Consider the following 15,808-nt stretch of genomic DNA (forward strand, 5'->3'; position numbering starts at 1 on the left):
ATATTCCAAGCTCTTATATTTGAAATGGTATGTTTTTTTACGCGATTCTATATTAGTATTTCCGGCACTATAGATACAGATACCTAACACACAAAAAGAATCATCCCTATTTTATACAAATGCTTAGATGAAGATTTATTCTAATTAGGGCTGACCAAAAGACACGGTGAAACATAGAGAATTACTCATATTCGATCGCACCGCCCAGGCATGAGAAAATCATCAGGTAATACAATCGCAACAGTTGCGATGATGGCACGGAAGGAAAAAAGATGTCGGATAATTTGAGAAGCCAAATTGTGACGCAAGGGGTGCAGCGATCGCCTAATCGAGCTATGCTGCGTGCAGTTGGTTTTAAAGATGAAGATTTCAACAAAGCCATTGTGGGCATTGCCAACGGCTACAGCACGATCACTCCCTGTAATATGGGGATAAATCAACTGGCGCAAAGAGCAGAGGTAGGGATTAAAACCGCCGGGGCGATGCCGCAAGTGTTCGGCACAATAACCATCAGCGACGGGATTTCGATGGGAACCGAAGGGATGAAATATTCCCTAGTGTCGCGGGAAGTGATTGCCGATTCCATTGAAACCGCTTGTACTGGACAAAGTATGGATGGTGTGCTGGCTATTGGCGGTTGTGATAAAAATATGCCAGGGGCAATGCTGGCAATGGCCCGGATGAATATCCCGGCTATCTTTGTTTACGGTGGGACAATTAAACCCGGTCACTATAACGGACGCGATTTAACTGTTGTCAGTTCTTTTGAAGCTGTTGGTCAATACAGTGCTGGAAAAATTGACGAAAAGGAATTATTAGAGGTTGAAGGTCGAGCTTGTCCGGGTGCTGGTTCTTGTGGGGGAATGTTCACAGCTAACACCATGTCTTCAGCATTTGAAGCGCTGGGGATGAGTTTACCATATTCTTCGACAATGGCGGCGGAAGATGCCGAAAAAGCCGACAGCACGGAGAAATCAGCATTCGTTTTAGTCGAAGCCATTCGTAAACAAATCTTGCCTCGTCAAATTATCACCCGCAAATCTATAGAGAATGCTATCTCTGTGATTATGGCAGTCGGTGGTTCGACCAATGCAGTACTACACTTTTTAGCGATCGCCCGTGCCGCTGAGGTAGATTTAACTATAGACGACTTTGAAACTATCCGCGCCCGCGTTCCCGTTTTGTGTGATTTGAAACCCAGTGGGAAGTATGTCGCTACAGATTTGCACAAAGCTGGTGGCATTCCGCAAGTAATGAAGATGTTACTTGTGCATGATTTATTACACGGTGATAGCCTCACCATCAGCGGTCAAACTATTGCAGAGATATTAGCAGACATCCCAGAAGAACCATCTGCCAATCAAGATGTGATTCGTCCTTGGAATAACCCGATGTATCCTCAAGGACATTTAGCCATCCTCAGAGGTAATTTGGCAACGGAAGGGGCTGTCGCCAAAATTACTGGGGTGAAAAAACCAGTAATTACCGCCCCGCACGGGTGTTTGAATCCGAAGAAGCCTCTTTAGATGCAATTTTGGCTGGTAAGATTCAAGCTGGTGATATTCTCATAATCCGCTACGAAGGGCCTAAAGGCGGCCCTGGAATGCGAGAAATGTTGGCTCCCACTTCAGCAATTATCGGTGCAGGTTTGGGTGATGCGGTGGGATTAATTACCGACGGACGTTTTTCTGGCGGTACTTACGGCATGGTGGTTGGTCATGTTGCACCAGAAGCAGCAGTTGGTGGGGCGATCGCGCTTGTAGAAGAAGGCGATAGTATTACTATTGATGCACCAGCTCGTTTATTGCAGTTGAATATATCTGAAGAAGAACTGGCCCGTCGTCGTGCCAATTGGCAACCTCCGGCTCCGCGTTACACTAAAGGCGTGTTGGCGAAATATGCCAAATTGGTATCTTCTAGCAGTATTGGTGCTGTGACAGATTTGGACTTGTTTTAGTTAACTTAACAACTGTGGCGCAAGTTTGCCTACCTTTAACAAGGGGCTTCCGCCCCTTGTCTGGTTATTTGAGATAGTCGCTGGATTTATGCCGTCCTGTAATAGTTTGATCTAGCGATCGCTTCTAAGGAAGTTGCAAGGACAAACTCGTAACTTACTTTGCGATCGCAAGCGTGGTAAAACAAATTGCTGTATCGAAACAACTTGTCAGATGAAATACTGTTGATTGCCTCTAAGTTTGGAAGCTATTGAAGAGGGATGTTCTGTATTTATACCAGATTTTGGCCTGAATTTTATGAGTTTTTGGAAAAATCTTGAAAAAGTTTCAGGAAATTTACATAGAAGATGTGATGTCAATCGATATACTACAGAAATACTATTGACCATCAACTGCTGAAAAACCTAAAAGGGCACAAAATGAGTTCTGAATCTAATGTCAAACTGACGATCGCTCTTTCTAATCCAGACTTAGATGCAGAGGAGCAAGAACGGGAAGCACAGTATCTGCTGCGAGAAATCAAAGACTTAGATGTTGAAAGTGCTGAATTAGTAGCAGCTACAGAAATACCCGAAGGAGCCAAATCTGTTGGTGGTTTTCTGGTGGGGGTGTTGCAGACAGAGGTAAGCCTTGCCAATTTTAAGAAATTACTGGGATTTTTGGGCGATCGCTTGGGTAACAAAACCATTGAATTGGAAGTTGAAGCTAACGGTAAAAAACTGAAGGTGAAAGCTAGCAGTCAGGAAGAGTTAAACGCCGCTATTGAACAAGCGCAAAAGTTTATCGCAGGTAACTAAGAAATTCCAGCATTAAGGAAGAATAACGAGATGGCGAAAGTAGCACTTCTAATAGGAGTAAGTGAGTATGAGCCTGGTCTTACTCCATTGCCAGCAGCAACAAAAGATGTCGAGGCGATGCAGCAAGTTTTGCTGCACCCAGAGATTGGCGGTTTTGATGAGGTAAAAGTGCTGCTGAATCCTCAACAACATGAGATGGCGGTCGCGATCGAAATCTTGTTTGACGATCGTCAAAAAGATGACCTTGTGCTGCTATTTTTCTCTGGTCACGGCATTAAAGACGAGGACGGCAAGCTTTACTTTGCAGCTCATAACACACGCAAAATCGGCAAGGGAGTACCAGCTAGGGCAACAACAGTGCCAGCTAGCTTTGTGCATGATGTAATGAACAAGAGCCGTTCCAAACGTGAGGTAGTGATTCTCGATTGTTGCTTTAGTGGCGCGTTTGCCGAGGGTATGTCCCCAAAAGATGAGGGTTTTGTGGATGTTAAAAACCAATTAGGTGGAGAAGGACGAGCTGTTCTGACATCTAGTACCTCAACCCAATATTCTTTTGAACAGCAAGGATCGGATACTTCAACTTACACCCGCTACATAGTTGAGGGACTGGAGACTGGTGCAGCAGATCGAGATGAAGATGGTTGGATTTCTATTGATGAATTGCATGAGTATGCCAAAAGTAAGGTTCAAGAAGCTGCCCCTGCAATGAAACCAGAAATATATGCTGTCAAGGAAGGTTATAAAATTAACCTTGCCAAAGCACCTATTGACGATCCTGAACTCAAATATCGTAGAGACGTTGAGTATTGGGTAGAGGGTGGTAACGGCAAAATTTCTGTTACTGGTCGCGCTGCATTGGACGCACGACAAGAGACGCTAAAACTATCACCTGAAGATGCAGTTGCAATTGAAACTCAGGTTTTAACACCTATCAAAGACAAAAAGAGAAAATTACAGCGATATGAGCTAGCGTTCCGTGACGAGATTAAACAAGGGTTTCCTCTCAGCGAGAGAGCTGCGGCGGATTTGAAACGTCTTCAACAAACGTTAGGACTTAGAGATGAAGATATAGCCCTAGTTGAAGCTCCAATAATTGCTGAACAGCCACTTACCCCGCCTCCGGTAATTGTCAATCCTCCACCTCCCGAACCTAGAAAATTTAACTATATAGTAGCTTCCATTCTCGGAGTAATCGGAGTAATTTTTGGTGGTACTGTAGTCTACTTTTCTAGGGGTAAAGATGACCCTCAACCTGTAGTTTCATCTATAGTAAATTCCTGTGTAAAAGAGGGGTATGCTTTGGGTGACAGAATTAGTTTGGGTGAAGAAATTTTATTAAAACAAGATACGAACTCAGATAAAGAAGCTGGAGTGAAAGCATTTTTAAATGGTGATTGTCAGACTGCTATTAATAAGTTTAATTCATACCGTCAAGCGAATCTTACTAATAGAACAGACCCAGAAGCATTGATTTACTTGAATAATGCTAAAGCTCGTCAGAAAGGAGATCGGCTCAAAATTGCTGTGAGCGTACCTATCGGGACAAATCCAAATGTAGCAAAAGAGATACTGCGCGGTGTGGCTCAAGCTCAAGATGAGGTGAATAGCAGTGGTGGCATCAATAGCGAAGCTTTGGAGGTAGCGATCGCTAATGATGATAATGATCCAAGTGAATCTGCACAGCTTGCCACTCGGTTTGGCAAAGATACCAACATCTTAGCTGTCGTGGGACATAATTCCAGTAATGCTTCTCTCTCCGCAGCCCCAGTCTATCAAAAAGACGGGTTAGTGATGATCTCTCCCACCAGTTATGCCCAAAACCTTGACAGGGTTGGCAATTATATCTTCCGCACTGCTCCTAGTGTTAAATCCATAGCAGATAGCGTCTCTAATTACGCCATTAAAATAGCGGGTAAAACCAATTTTCTTATCTGTGTTGATTACCAAGGGATAGATAATCAGTCGTTTAACGATGAGTTTGTTAAAGCGATAAAAGCTGCTGGCGGTCAGATTAATTCTACAGAGTGCAATATTTCTGCCCGTGACTTTAACCCTAGTGTTGTCATTTCTCAAGCTGTACGTAGCGGTGCTAATGCCTTAGTGTTAGGTCTTTATATAGACAAAATAAAGCAAGGTCTAGCGGTGGCACAATCTAATCAAGGGCAGTTGACTGTATTTGGTAGTCCTACACTTTTCACTAACGAAACCTTAAAGGAGGGCAGAGGTATCAACGGACTGATAATCTCTGCACCTTGGTATCCCGCAGCATTTCCTAATAACATCTTTCCGCAAAAAGCCCAAAAACTTTGGGGTGCAACTGTCAATTGGCGAACAGCTACGGCTTATGATGCAACCTTGGCGATCATCGTAGGTTTACAACGAACCAAGACCAACAGACGCGATGAATTACAAAAGGTGTTGCATAGTCCGGGTTTTTCAGTCGATGGTGCGACAGGAAAGATTCAGTTTTCAGAATCAGGCGATCGCAAAGACAATCCCATCTTTCTAGTCAAAGTTCAACAAATACCTGGCACTGATAAATATGAATTTGTGCGGATTCAACCTTAGTTGTGAAGCTTTACTTAATAGCGATCGCACTTGTTTCTTATAACTTTTTAAAATAGCGATCGCACCTGTTTATTGTGAGTTTACAAAATAGCGATTACATCTACTTTTTAATTTACACTTCAAACAAATATACCATTCTTAAATCATTTATGAAAATTTAGATCCCCGACTTCTTTGAGAAGTCGGGGATCTAGACATCAATTCAATAGTTTGTTTGCTAAAATCCCTCACAAAATATCTGGATTTTCACCCAACTCTCTCAATCTAGCTGCTAAACGAGCCGCTTTTGCAGCAGCAGCTTCGGCTTGTACAACTGCGGCTTGTGTTTGTGCAGCAGCAGCCTCCTCTGGTAACAAAACCAAATTGCCAGCTACATCATAAAACCGCAACCATACCGCCGTTTCTCTGTCTATTGTTCCTTCATACGTTCCCAACCATAAACCTAACTTTTGACACCACAACCAACTACGCTCATTTGGTGTCAAAGATTGATATTGCTGATTATGATCTAAATGCCACCCTTGCAAAGAAGTGGGGTCAAAGGGGTCATAGACAAAATAATCTGAAGTATGAAAAGTTTGTTCGTAAAGGTCTTTCTTAACAGTCTGATCTATTTTGGCTGTAGATGGTGACATTAATTCTACAATCACATCAGGATAACGACCGTTTTCTTCCCACACTACCCAACCTTGACGAGAATTAGTTCCATCCACATTCAAGACAGCAAAGAAATCGGGGCCACGGAAATCCTGATTACGTACTTGGGCGCTGCTGTAATAAATAAACATATTGCCACCAGCAAAAAAATCATTCCGGTCAGCCCAAGCTTGCTGCAATGACCGAATCAACACATTCATGGCAATGCGGTGGCGATTTGATTCCAAGGGTTCTCCGTCATCAAAAATTAAATCTGTCGGCGGTATGGGGTGTTCCCAGTCTACAATGACTGCTGGGTTGTTTTCGGTAGTCATGAGCGATCGCCTTTCTGAGAAAGCCTTAGATTTCTATCATAAATTATTCTTCACCCAATCTCTAAAATTACGTTTCATTAAAACCGTGACTAAATCTTGACATGATTCCCAAAAATTCACCCAAATCTGACCATATAAGCCAATATAAAAACTGCTATGCTGCCTGGCTGTGCGCCCATATTCTTTAACACGACCAACATGTTTTTGGACACCTTGACGTTTAATGTTTTGTCCAGAGATTGTGGCAGAAGTGTCGGCGATCGCTATCAATAAAATTAAACTTATTAATCGATTATTACATACATTAGTATCCTCGAAATTATAGCCACCTTTTTTGAAATCACGGAACATTTATTCAATATCAAACCTTCGTTTATAGGCAGCGTTCGCTAATTCTAAATTTTCCCGATTTGTTAAAATAAACCTTAATCACTTGCAGCACGTTAATCAAAATTTGCAGAAAGAGATATTCGGCACTAGTCAGTTGACTTTTGAGATGTGTTTGGGAAATATTTAGGTAACATTATCAATAGATATAGCAGTCCTAAATCATTTGTGAAAGTTATATATCTCTTTCTTCTTTCTTCCCTTTACGCCCTTCTCTGACGAGACGCTGCGCGAAAGCGTACTTTGCGGTTCGTTTTCTTATTTATAATTTTTCACAAATCAAATAGGATTGCTATAGTTCTTCTTGAAAAAACTAGACGTATTTTTTTCTAGCATAAATTGTTACATTCTTGATTTAGTAAGCTTTTTAGCTTATTTTGTCGCCCCGTCAGGGTCTCGTAGAGAAGTGCAGACTACATTTACAATCAAATTTTTTACGATTATTTTGCTTGCTAGAAAATTTTTGATGCACAAATTAAGAGCTTCTTGTTTTTTAGCATCATAAATTATGATTTTGCACTTTATTTATGGACAATATCGCCAGTTTTTAAGTTAATCTGAATGATTTGATTTTAACTATAAGTCCCTGCTCTATCACTTGTTACCGTAATAGGTTCTGACTCTATATCCTCTATCTTATTAAACTCTCCAGCCCGCCAGCTATCTGTTATATCCTTGATAAAACTGGCAATCGGGATCGCAATTAACAAACCCAGTACTCCTCCCAACTTTGCGCCTAGCAATAAAGAAATCACCACCCACACAGGATTTAAGCCAGTCAAATTGCTGAGAATTCGAGGTGCAATAATATTAGAATTAACTTGGTCGATCGCAACAGCTACACCTAAGACTTCCACCCCTAACCAAAAATTTTGCAGCGCTACCAACAAACTTACTATGGCAATACCTACCCCCGTACCAAAGGGGAAGAGTGAAAATAAGCCAATACCAATACCAAACAATAGAGCTAAGGGAACTTGCAGCGCCAAAAACACTAGTGTAATTGTCACCCCTAACACAGCTCCCAATGTTGCTTGACCGATGAAGTAATTGTGGAAATCCTCTCGCAGTAATTCCCGTAATCTTGACCCAATATTAGGGGGAAACCACTGAAAAACTCCGTCCCAAAGACGTTCACCATTCAATATTAAGTAGATAGTCAGCACTACTGCCAGCAGCACATTGAGGACAATACCAATGGTATCGACAGCAAAACCAAGAATTCTACCAGTGAAGGACTGAAGTTGGTTAGATAATCGTTCTAGAACTTGGGTAAATAAACCACTTAAATTAATCGGAAGTTGCTGTTGACTTAACGCCCAATCTTGAAAAGCTTGCAGTTGCTGAGTACCAGAATCAATCCAACTGGGCAAAATATTAGCCAGTTCAACCAGCTGTTGAATAATCAAGGGAACCAAAGTAATGCCTAAAGCTACTAAAACCACCAGAGTCAAAAGCAACACTCCCCCGATCGCTAAGTTGGGTTTGACTCCTTGTTCCTGAAGAAACTGGATTGGATAGTTCAAGACAAAAGCTAGGAGGATGGCAGCGGCGATAATGCTAACTAAGGGTTGAAAATACTGTATAACCTGGAGCAATAGCCAGCCGTTGAGAATGGCAATGGGAAATGCCAATCCTATAGTTAACCATCGCGGCAGTTTGTTTGCTGATTGCATTAGTGATGACCCCATAAGAGTTCGTTCTAACTTTATTTTGGCTTCTTGAGATGTGGGGAGTAGGGGATGAGGGAGATCAGAGAGTAGGGGAAGAAGAATTAATAATCAATCCCCAATGACAAATGACTAATCCCCAAATTATGTTGGATTTTTCTCAATAAAATCCAACATAATTTTTTGATGCATTGCCCCTAAAGGTCGCACTTCGCCAGCATTTTGTGAATAACAGTTACCTTGACGAATATCTTCTGGTGTAAATAACGCCATATCCCAGCCCTCATTCAGAACCAGTTGATTTAATTCCACCAAGAGTGGTGCATGAAAGACATGACGAACAACTCTTTCGTTGGGATAACAGCCAAATTCAAGAAAGGGTGGTAGTTTATAGCCGATTTCTTCTAAAATTTCTCGTTTTACCGCTACATCTGGCGTTTCACCAGGTTCGATGTGACCGCCAAACAGCGCCCAGTAACCAGGGTAGAGAATACCAGGGATGTTGTCACGCAGTTGCATGAGAAACTTGTTTTTCTGGTAGAGAATTGCGATCGCTACGTGCACCTGTTGATTATTCATGTCTTTATTTTTAATTGCTGATTATTCTTCTTCTAGATAAACTTCCCCCAATTCTTTGCCAGCTAAGGGAATACTTCGGTAGCGAACTTTACCCTTAATTACAACTTCTGAACCTTCACCCAGATTTTTTTGATTGGTGACTACCCAAATTTTGCCCGTTGAGTCCTTAATTTTATAAGCCCACTGTTTGATCAGGGGAGCTTGCTTTTCTACCTGACCTTGGATGTAAACTATAGCCTGATTGTCTTGTTTTGGTTTAATCTCTCCAATTGGAGTAACATTTTTACCAATTTTTAAGCCAGCACCAGGCAAACCAGGCGATGTCAAGTTACCACAACTACAAAGTCCTGTTATCAGGAAAAAAGTCAACCCTAAACGGTAAGGAACAATACTGTGCCCGTACAAGAACGAAAGGAAAAGATTTTTCGTTTGTCGCATTAAAGCCACCGATTTATTTATTTTGGGTATGGGGCATTGGCAAGAGACAAGGAAGACAAGAGAGAGGGGGGAGACAAGGAAGAAAATTGTTTAATAATTCTTCCTTGTCCCCTTGTTTTCCCCTGCTCCCTCATCTCCCCACTCCCACTCTCCCAATTCTTTATTCTTCAGATGATGCCGCTGATCTGAGAAAATAAACATTATGAATTTACTGTGAGAGAAACGCTACGACATCAAACAGCAACACAATAATAGTCGAAAGTCAAGAGTTAAGAATCAATATTTTCATTTTGGACTTTGGACAAAAAGCGAACATAGCTGGGGATTTTCATGGAAACAAAAACTGTCAAACTCCTTGATGGGAAAGCATTAGCAGCAAAAATTCAGCAAGAACTTTCTGTTGCGATTACACAATTACAACCAAAAATTGGACGACCTCCTGGTTTAGCAGTGTTGATGGTTGGTGATAACCCAGCATCAGCCGCTTATGTACGCAATAAAGAAAAAGCCTGCGCTAAAGTCGGGATCGCTTCTTTTGGTAAGCATTTTCCTGCCGAAACTACCCTTGAGGAGTTAGAAGAGGTAATTGCTGCACTCAACCACGACAAAAGAGTGGATGGCATTCTTGTGCAATTGCCCTTACCTAACCACCTGGATGCTGTAACTCTGCTACATCAAATTGATCCCGATAAAGATGCTGATGGACTGCACCCAGTTAACTTGGGGCGACTAGTACGGGGAGAAAACGGTTTACGTAGCTGCACCCCGGCTGGTGTGATGCGCCTTTTACAAGAATATGAGATTCCTTTGCAAGGAAAACAAGCAGTAGTGGTGGGGCGCAGTATTTTGGTGGGTAAACCGATGGCACTGATGTTATTAGAAGCTGATGCCACAGTCACGATCGCTCACTCGCGATCGCATGACCTCAAAACCATCACCCAAAATGCTGATATTCTAATTGCAGCAGTAGGTCGTCCCGGATTGATCTCTGCTGATATGGTGAAACCGGGCGCTGTTGTGGTAGATGTGGGGATGAATCGCGTCACCGATGCTAATGGCAAAAGTCGTCTCATTGGCGATGTCCATTTTGAATCAACCGCTGATGTAGCAGGATTTATCACCCCAGTTCCTGGTGGTGTTAGCCCAATGACTGTTGCCATATTGTTGGAAAATACATTTGCTAGCTATTCCAGAGCGGCAAAAGAAGAAAGAGAGTGAAGAGTTAAAAACTATTCTTAATAACTCTTAACTTCCAAATCCTGTACAGACGCGATTAATCGCGTCTCTGCTCCTAACTCTTCATTTTTTTCAGCCCCACAGCACCTTAAAATTGTGACGTATAAGGCAAAAATCGCAAAATGTCAGGAATTAAAGAATGGTAGCAACTGATAACGTCCAAAAGACACCACCAGAGGAAGCCACATTTAACTTAGCAGGCTATCTAAAAGAGCGACAAAAGCTTTGTGATAATGCTTTGGATCGGGCTATCCCAGTCATTTATCCAGAAAAGATTTATGAGGCGATGCGCTACTCGTTATTAGCTGGAGGTAAGCGTATACGTCCCATTCTTTGCCTTGCCACCTGTGAAATGATGGGTGGAACCATTGAGATGGCCATGCCAACAGCTTGTGCTGTGGAGATGATCCACACAATGTCGTTGATTCATGACGACCTCCCGGCAATGGATAATGACGATTACCGTCGTGGCAAACTGACAAATCATAAAGTCTATGGTGAAGATGTAGCGATTTTGGCTGGGGATGGCTTGTTAGCTCTTGCTTTTGAGTCTGTTGCCATTCAAACCCCCCAAAGCGTTAAGAGAGAGGTAGTCTTGCAGGTTATTGCCCGTCTTGGTCGGGCGTTGGGGGCAGCTGGTTTAGTCGGCGGTCAAGTTGTCGATTTAGAGTCGGAAGGTAAATCTGATATTTCCTTAGAAACCCTAAATTTCATTCATAAACACAAAACAGCCGCACTTTTGGAAGCTTGCGTAGTTTGTGGCGGGCTGATTGCTAATGCATCACCTGAAGATGTACAGCGACTAACCCGTTATGCTCAAAATATTGGGCTAGCATTCCAAATCATCGATGATATTTTGGATATCACTTCTACCCAAGAGCAATTAGGTAAAACAGCTGGCAAAGACCAAAGAGCTAATAAAGTTACCTATCCCAGCCTTTGGGGACTTGAGGAATCGCGCTCAAAAGCCCAAGAGCTAGTTAAAGAAGCTTGTGTAGAATTAGAACCATTTGGAGACAAAGCTAAACCACTCCAAGCGATCGCTCATTTTATTACCAGCCGTAATAACTAGTAACGCTTTGGGTAATTCGTAATACTTCTCTACGAGAGGCTACGCTCAGTACAAGTTCGTAATTCGTAATTCGTAATTCCTGTACCGCAAGCGTTTTATTGATTGGGAATGGGTAGTTTATTTACACCATACTGTACTACTACTGCCCAGCGAAATTAAAAATTCACTGATTCAAAATTACAAAAGCTTATCAAGTAAGCTTTGAGGTTATTTTGAATCGCTGGTCTTTTTCTAACCTGATAGATCAATTTGGGAATTTTGGGTTGAATCTAAATGTTTCCTCAACCAACAACTGCTGCTAATATTTACTAACCTAACCAAAATAACATGCAGGACATAGGCAACATTTTAGACAACCGGGTGCTGCTGGTTGCTCTGGTAGCTTGTTTAATTGCTCAAGCATTAAAGCTCGTAGTTGAGATCGTCAAACATCGCAAATTGAATGTGCGTGTTTTGGTGACAACCGGAGGTATGCCCAGTGCCCATTCGGCTCTGGTTACGGCTCTAGCCGCTGGTGTAGGGCAAACACTGGGTTGGGCATCTCCTGATTTTGCCGTTGCGATCGTTTTTGCCATCATTGTCATGTATGATGCAGCTGGAGTTCGCCAAGCGGCTGGTAAGCAAGCTCGTATTCTCAATCAAATGATTGATGAATTATTCCATGAAAAACCAGACTTTAGCCAAGACCGTCTGAAAGAATTACTCGGACATACACCAGTTCAGGTAATCGCTGGATCGGCTTTGGGTATAACCATCTATTGGTTAGCTAGGTCTGCTTATTAAACTAGGGCAATAAATCTTTGTTTGAGGAGATATTGATAATTAGTAACTGGTAATTTGTCAATCAATTTTGGATTTTAGATTTACCCCGTAAATAAATTCAGGGGATTAAGGATGAAAGGATTTGTTCCAAATAACTTGCTTCTCGCAGAACGAGTATAAATATATTCGCTGAAAATCCTTTGAAATTTTGAATTTAAAATCCCAAATTAGGTCAATTGACAAATTACCACTCTGGTAGATCGCATCAAGATACCAGTGAACTTAATATCACTAAAACCGCACAGTCGAACGCAGCAGAATCACCTTACGACTATCTACTAGACTGGCAACGAAACCGCCATTGTTTAGCTTTTGCAATGTATTATAGGCTTCAGTTTGGTTAGTGGTATAAACTGCTAGCAAGTAGGGGCGTTGTCCATAAGAAACAAAACCGACGTTACCTCCCACCACTTGCTGCACACTATTTACTAGTTCTGGACGGTTGTAATAATCTACCAGCACTGCATAACCTTCTCCTAAAGCTTGAGGATTATAACTGACTGTCTGCTGAGGTGGTTTGGGTTTGGGCTGTGACTGTGGCTGCGCATCTGCCGTTGTCGTCGGTCGAGTTGTAATTATGGCAGACAAGCCAACAATATTGCTGACATATCTTGCCCAACGATTGGCATCGTCAATTTTATTAAAACCCCCGACTCGCGTCACAGTTTCGTTGAGATATTTGCAGGTAATAGTTTTAAGTTCGGGTGGTAAGGCGCTACGTAACTGCTTTTGATTATTTGCTGTGGGACTGACTACTAATAAAAGATACTCACCCGCATTTGGTGGTTGACAAGAGGGAATGGTTTTTTGAGCAAGTACAGAACTCATACCACCAATCAACCCTACAATCGCTAATCCTAAAACACTTGGTAAATTCTGAAATCTATGCACAAAAGTTAGATTATGTAAATTAAGGTGTCCTAGAAGATTTTATAAGAAAAAAGCTGAAAACCTAGCTACTTCAGTATGGTGATGAAATATGTGTCAAAAAATATATTTTGTTACTCAAAAATAAAATTAGGGTGTGGGAAAGAGGCAGAGGGGCAGAGGGGCAGGGGAGCAAGAGGGACAAGGGAGACAGGGGGACAAGGGAGACAAGAGGGAATTATTGAACAAGTCTCTTCCTTGTCTCCCCCATCTTCCTTGTCTTTTCTCCATGCCCAATGTCTAATGCCCTATGCCTAAGATACGGTAACTAACGATGCTAAAGCATCTGGTATTGCCTCAGAAGGAGCCTGGAATTCGCCAGTGATGACGTACTCTAAACGCAGTTTTAACCAAGTAATAAATTGAGGATTTGTAGAAATAATTGCGACTGCTGGTTGGGGACACTTTGCCTTTAGCTCTTTAAACTGCGGTGCTTCTAAGAAAGCTGGTTGCTCAACTAACCAAAAATCGATTTGTTTTTCTTGTTCGTGGTAGTTACGGGTGCGTTCTTTGAGAACTTCGTGTATGGGTTCTTCTTCGAGAAGAAAGCGGTGACTTGCCAAAACGTAATGGTATGTTTGCATTTTCATCCTTTGGTTGCTATGTGAATAATTTCAGGGCACAGTGACTCTGTACCCTGACAAACTAACTTTTGTGGGATTTCTTGAACCAAGAACTGAATGGACAAGCACTTTTCTGGTTTTCAGAGTTTGTCTGTTTGCCACCAGATGTTAGCTTTTCCAAGAACAGATTATTGTCGAAGTAGTGTTCTAAGGAAATAACCTTCAAGTCATCGGTAACTTTTGCAATGCTCATACCGATAATTTCTATTGTCTCTCCAGTAGGCGCATGGCCTTTATATTCTCCGTTAAAATGTCCCCAATGCCGCCATTTAAATGTGACATTTGGGGGCCCTGAGAAAACTTCCAGAACTTCCCAAGGAAATCCTTGGGGAAATGTTGTGTGGAAGACTTTTGCGGATGATTCAAAGGTTTCTTCTGAAGCTTTGTAATGCTCTGAATCAGGCATAAATAGATTGTAAGTACCTTGGGCTGATAAATCTGCTGCGGTATACTCTACTCCGCCATTGGTACTGACGCGAAAGTTGTCATTCACAATAGATAACCACTCTTGCGGGTTAGCTTTGAAGGATACCTCCATCTCAAAGGTTCTCACTAAGTTTTGCACGATCGCTTCCAGTGTTCCTTCAAGATGATTGTAGATACTTTCTTTAGCAAGATTCTCATTTGAACGGGAATAATCAGGCGGTGTCTGATAGCGCCACTCGACATCAGTGCTTTCTGCTATCACCTTATCTCTATTCTGTACCCAAAGTGGCAGGTTGTTAGACTCTGTTGCGCTCATAGAAGTTTTTGCTGAAGATTTGATCCCAATTTCTAGATTTCGCAGTGACAACCCCTCTTTTTATATAGGGAGCAGGGGAGCAGGGGGAGCAGGGGAAAAGGTTAAAGGGAAAAGGGAAAAGGAATAAATTTAATCTTTCCCCTTTTCCCCTTACCCCTTTCCCTTTCCCTATACCCAATGCCCAATGCCCCATGCCCTATTGCCCATTCCCCCTTATAGCTTGCTTCATCTCGCGGACTGCCCTTTCTATACCTACTAATGCTGCCCGACTGATGATGGTATGACCAATGTTCAGTTCTTCCATGCCTGGAAGCGCAGCCACCGGATAGACGTTCCAATAGGTGAGTCCATGACCAGCGTTAACTCGCAATCCAGCTTGAATCGCTTGTTGACACCCTTTAGCTAATATGGATAATTCTCGGTGTCGATTTGTTTCATCTTTAGCCTCAGCATATTGTCCGGTGTGCAATTCGATAAACTGCGCCTCTATCTTGACAGATGCTTCGATTTGTGCAGGTTCGGCATCGATAAATAAACTAACTGGAATGCTAGCGCTTTGCAATTTATCGACTATCTCACCTATTCTAGCAATTTGACCAATAATATCTAGTCCGCCTTCTGTTGTGACTTCTTCGCGCTTTTCGGGGACTAAAGTTACGTAATCTGGTTTGATATCGAGAGCGATCGCTAGCATTTCGTCTGTAGCGGCCATTTCTAAATTAAGATGCGATCGCACTGTTTGCCGCAATATCCGCACATCCCGATCTTGGATATGTCGCCGATCTTCACGCAGATGCACCGTAATTCCATCTGCACCCGCTAATTCTGCCAGTACCGCCGCCGCTACCGGATCTGGTTCCACCGTCCGCCGCGCTTGCCGGATAGTGGCGATGTGGTCAATGTTAACGCCAAGTGTAGCCACCCCAAGTTTCTCCCAAATCCACAGTCTTCAGAACTTGATTTTACCGGAAATAGCGGTAGTTTTGCTGAAGGAGCTACAGATAGATTACACGCGTAAAAT

The 15,808-nt window shown here is 42.4% G+C and carries 13 protein-coding genes and 2 pseudogenes; 6 read left to right on the forward strand and 9 right to left on the reverse strand.

Translation table 11 applies throughout. The features are described from left to right. Positions 1–272: 272 nt before the first annotated feature. The 3 genes and pseudogenes from ilvD (at position 273) to QUD05_RS06810 (ending at position 5,320) form a co-directional block, all read left to right on the forward strand. A pseudogene (gene ilvD / locus QUD05_RS06800) lies at positions 273–1,957 on the forward strand (dihydroxy-acid dehydratase). Positions 1,958–2,374: 417 nt separating this feature from the next. Then, entirely contained in the window at positions 2,375–2,752 is a 378-nt protein-coding gene (locus QUD05_RS06805; RefSeq protein ID WP_289795405.1) for a hypothetical protein, read from the forward strand. A 30-nt stretch (positions 2,753–2,782) separates the two neighbouring features. Then, entirely contained in the window at positions 2,783–5,320 is a 2,538-nt protein-coding gene (locus QUD05_RS06810; RefSeq protein ID WP_289795406.1) for a caspase, EACC1-associated type, read from the forward strand. A 227-nt stretch (positions 5,321–5,547) separates the two neighbouring features. Here the strand turns inward: QUD05_RS06810 and QUD05_RS06815 are convergent, their stop codons facing one another. The 5 genes and pseudogenes from QUD05_RS06815 to QUD05_RS06835 form a co-directional block, all read right to left on the reverse strand. Continuing rightward, the gene (locus tag QUD05_RS06815; protein WP_289795407.1) at positions 5,548–6,291 is read right to left on the reverse strand and encodes a Uma2 family endonuclease; all 744 of its coding nucleotides are present in this window, start codon (positions 6,289–6,291) and stop codon (positions 5,548–5,550) included. Positions 6,292–6,327: 36 nt separating this feature from the next. Beyond that, positions 6,328–6,714: pseudogene (locus QUD05_RS06820) on the reverse strand (IS4 family transposase); the annotation flags it as partial. A gap of 536 nt (positions 6,715–7,250) precedes the next feature. Next, positions 7,251–8,354 carry an AI-2E family transporter gene (locus tag QUD05_RS06825; protein ID WP_289795408.1) on the reverse strand — a complete coding sequence of 368 codons (1,104 nt, stop codon included), beginning with the start codon at positions 8,352–8,354 and terminating at the stop codon, positions 7,251–7,253. A 138-nt stretch (positions 8,355–8,492) separates the two neighbouring features. Next, positions 8,493–8,927, reverse strand: coding sequence for an NUDIX hydrolase (locus QUD05_RS06830; RefSeq protein WP_289795409.1), 435 nt, complete (start codon positions 8,925–8,927; stop codon positions 8,493–8,495). Between the two features lie 21 nt (positions 8,928–8,948). After that, a complete protein-coding gene (locus QUD05_RS06835) occupies positions 8,949–9,365 on the reverse strand; it encodes a hypothetical protein (RefSeq protein ID WP_289795410.1) in 417 nt (138 codons plus the stop codon). A gap of 330 nt (positions 9,366–9,695) precedes the next feature. On the opposite strand from QUD05_RS06835, the gene folD reads away from it, so the two are divergent. The 3 genes from folD to QUD05_RS06850 all read left to right on the forward strand — a co-directional run bounded on the left by folD (position 9,696) and on the right by QUD05_RS06850 (position 12,456). Further along, on the forward strand, positions 9,696–10,583 hold the full coding sequence (gene folD / locus QUD05_RS06840) for a bifunctional methylenetetrahydrofolate dehydrogenase/methenyltetrahydrofolate cyclohydrolase FolD (protein ID WP_289795411.1): 888 nt from the start codon (positions 9,696–9,698) through the stop codon (positions 10,581–10,583). 157 nt (positions 10,584–10,740) lie between these two features. Further along, the gene (gene crtE, locus QUD05_RS06845) at positions 10,741–11,673 is read left to right on the forward strand and encodes a geranylgeranyl diphosphate synthase CrtE (RefSeq protein WP_289795412.1); all 933 of its coding nucleotides are present in this window, start codon (positions 10,741–10,743) and stop codon (positions 11,671–11,673) included. Positions 11,674–12,000: 327 nt separating this feature from the next. Further along, positions 12,001–12,456, forward strand: a complete 456-nt coding sequence (locus QUD05_RS06850) for a divergent PAP2 family protein (RefSeq protein WP_094350479.1) — start codon at positions 12,001–12,003, stop codon at positions 12,454–12,456. A 270-nt stretch (positions 12,457–12,726) separates the two neighbouring features. Here the strand turns inward: QUD05_RS06850 and QUD05_RS06855 are convergent, their stop codons facing one another. The 4 genes from QUD05_RS06855 to QUD05_RS06870 form a co-directional block, all read right to left on the reverse strand. Next, positions 12,727–13,386: a hypothetical protein gene (locus QUD05_RS06855; protein ID WP_289795413.1), complete on the reverse strand. Its 660-nt coding sequence runs from the start codon at positions 13,384–13,386 to the stop codon at positions 12,727–12,729. A gap of 290 nt (positions 13,387–13,676) precedes the next feature. Next, positions 13,677–14,006 carry an MgPME-cyclase complex family protein gene (locus QUD05_RS06860; protein WP_289799903.1) on the reverse strand — a complete coding sequence of 110 codons (330 nt, stop codon included), beginning with the start codon at positions 14,004–14,006 and terminating at the stop codon, positions 13,677–13,679. A 61-nt stretch (positions 14,007–14,067) separates the two neighbouring features. Further along, positions 14,068–14,787: a nuclear transport factor 2 family protein gene (locus QUD05_RS06865; RefSeq protein ID WP_289795414.1), complete on the reverse strand. Its 720-nt coding sequence runs from the start codon at positions 14,785–14,787 to the stop codon at positions 14,068–14,070. Positions 14,788–14,983: 196 nt separating this feature from the next. Further along, on the reverse strand, positions 14,984–15,709 hold the full coding sequence (locus tag QUD05_RS06870) for a pyridoxine 5'-phosphate synthase (RefSeq protein WP_289795415.1): 726 nt from the start codon (positions 15,707–15,709) through the stop codon (positions 14,984–14,986). Positions 15,710–15,808 lie beyond the last annotated feature (99 nt).

The organism is Nostoc sp. GT001, from assembly GCF_030382115.1.
In the GTDB taxonomy this organism is placed as follows: Bacteria; Cyanobacteriota; Cyanobacteriia; order Cyanobacteriales; family Nostocaceae; genus Nostoc.

Bases quoted from the DNA above. Each gene is read 5' to 3' on its own strand.
- QUD05_RS06810 (WP_289795406.1), top strand. From the start codon at position 2,783: ATGGCGAAAGTAGCACTTCTAATAGGAGTAAGTGAGTATGAGCCTGGT.
- QUD05_RS06850 (WP_094350479.1), top strand. From the start codon at position 12,001: ATGCAGGACATAGGCAACATTTTAGACAACCGGGTGCTGCTGGTTGCT.
- QUD05_RS06825 (WP_289795408.1), bottom strand. From the start codon at position 8,354: ATGCAATCAGCAAACAAACTGCCGCGATGGTTAACTATAGGATTGGCA.
- QUD05_RS06805 (WP_289795405.1), top strand. From the start codon at position 2,375: ATGAGTTCTGAATCTAATGTCAAACTGACGATCGCTCTTTCTAATCCA.
- QUD05_RS06835 (WP_289795410.1), bottom strand. From the start codon at position 9,365: ATGCGACAAACGAAAAATCTTTTCCTTTCGTTCTTGTACGGGCACAGT.
- QUD05_RS06865 (WP_289795414.1), bottom strand. From the start codon at position 14,787: ATGAGCGCAACAGAGTCTAACAACCTGCCACTTTGGGTACAGAATAGA.
- QUD05_RS06815 (WP_289795407.1), bottom strand. From the start codon at position 6,291: ATGACTACCGAAAACAACCCAGCAGTCATTGTAGACTGGGAACACCCC.
- crtE (WP_289795412.1), top strand. From the start codon at position 10,741: ATGGTAGCAACTGATAACGTCCAAAAGACACCACCAGAGGAAGCCACA.
- QUD05_RS06830 (WP_289795409.1), bottom strand. From the start codon at position 8,927: ATGAATAATCAACAGGTGCACGTAGCGATCGCAATTCTCTACCAGAAA.
- QUD05_RS06860 (WP_289799903.1), bottom strand. From the start codon at position 14,006: ATGCAAACATACCATTACGTTTTGGCAAGTCACCGCTTTCTTCTCGAA.
- folD (WP_289795411.1), top strand. From the start codon at position 9,696: ATGGAAACAAAAACTGTCAAACTCCTTGATGGGAAAGCATTAGCAGCA.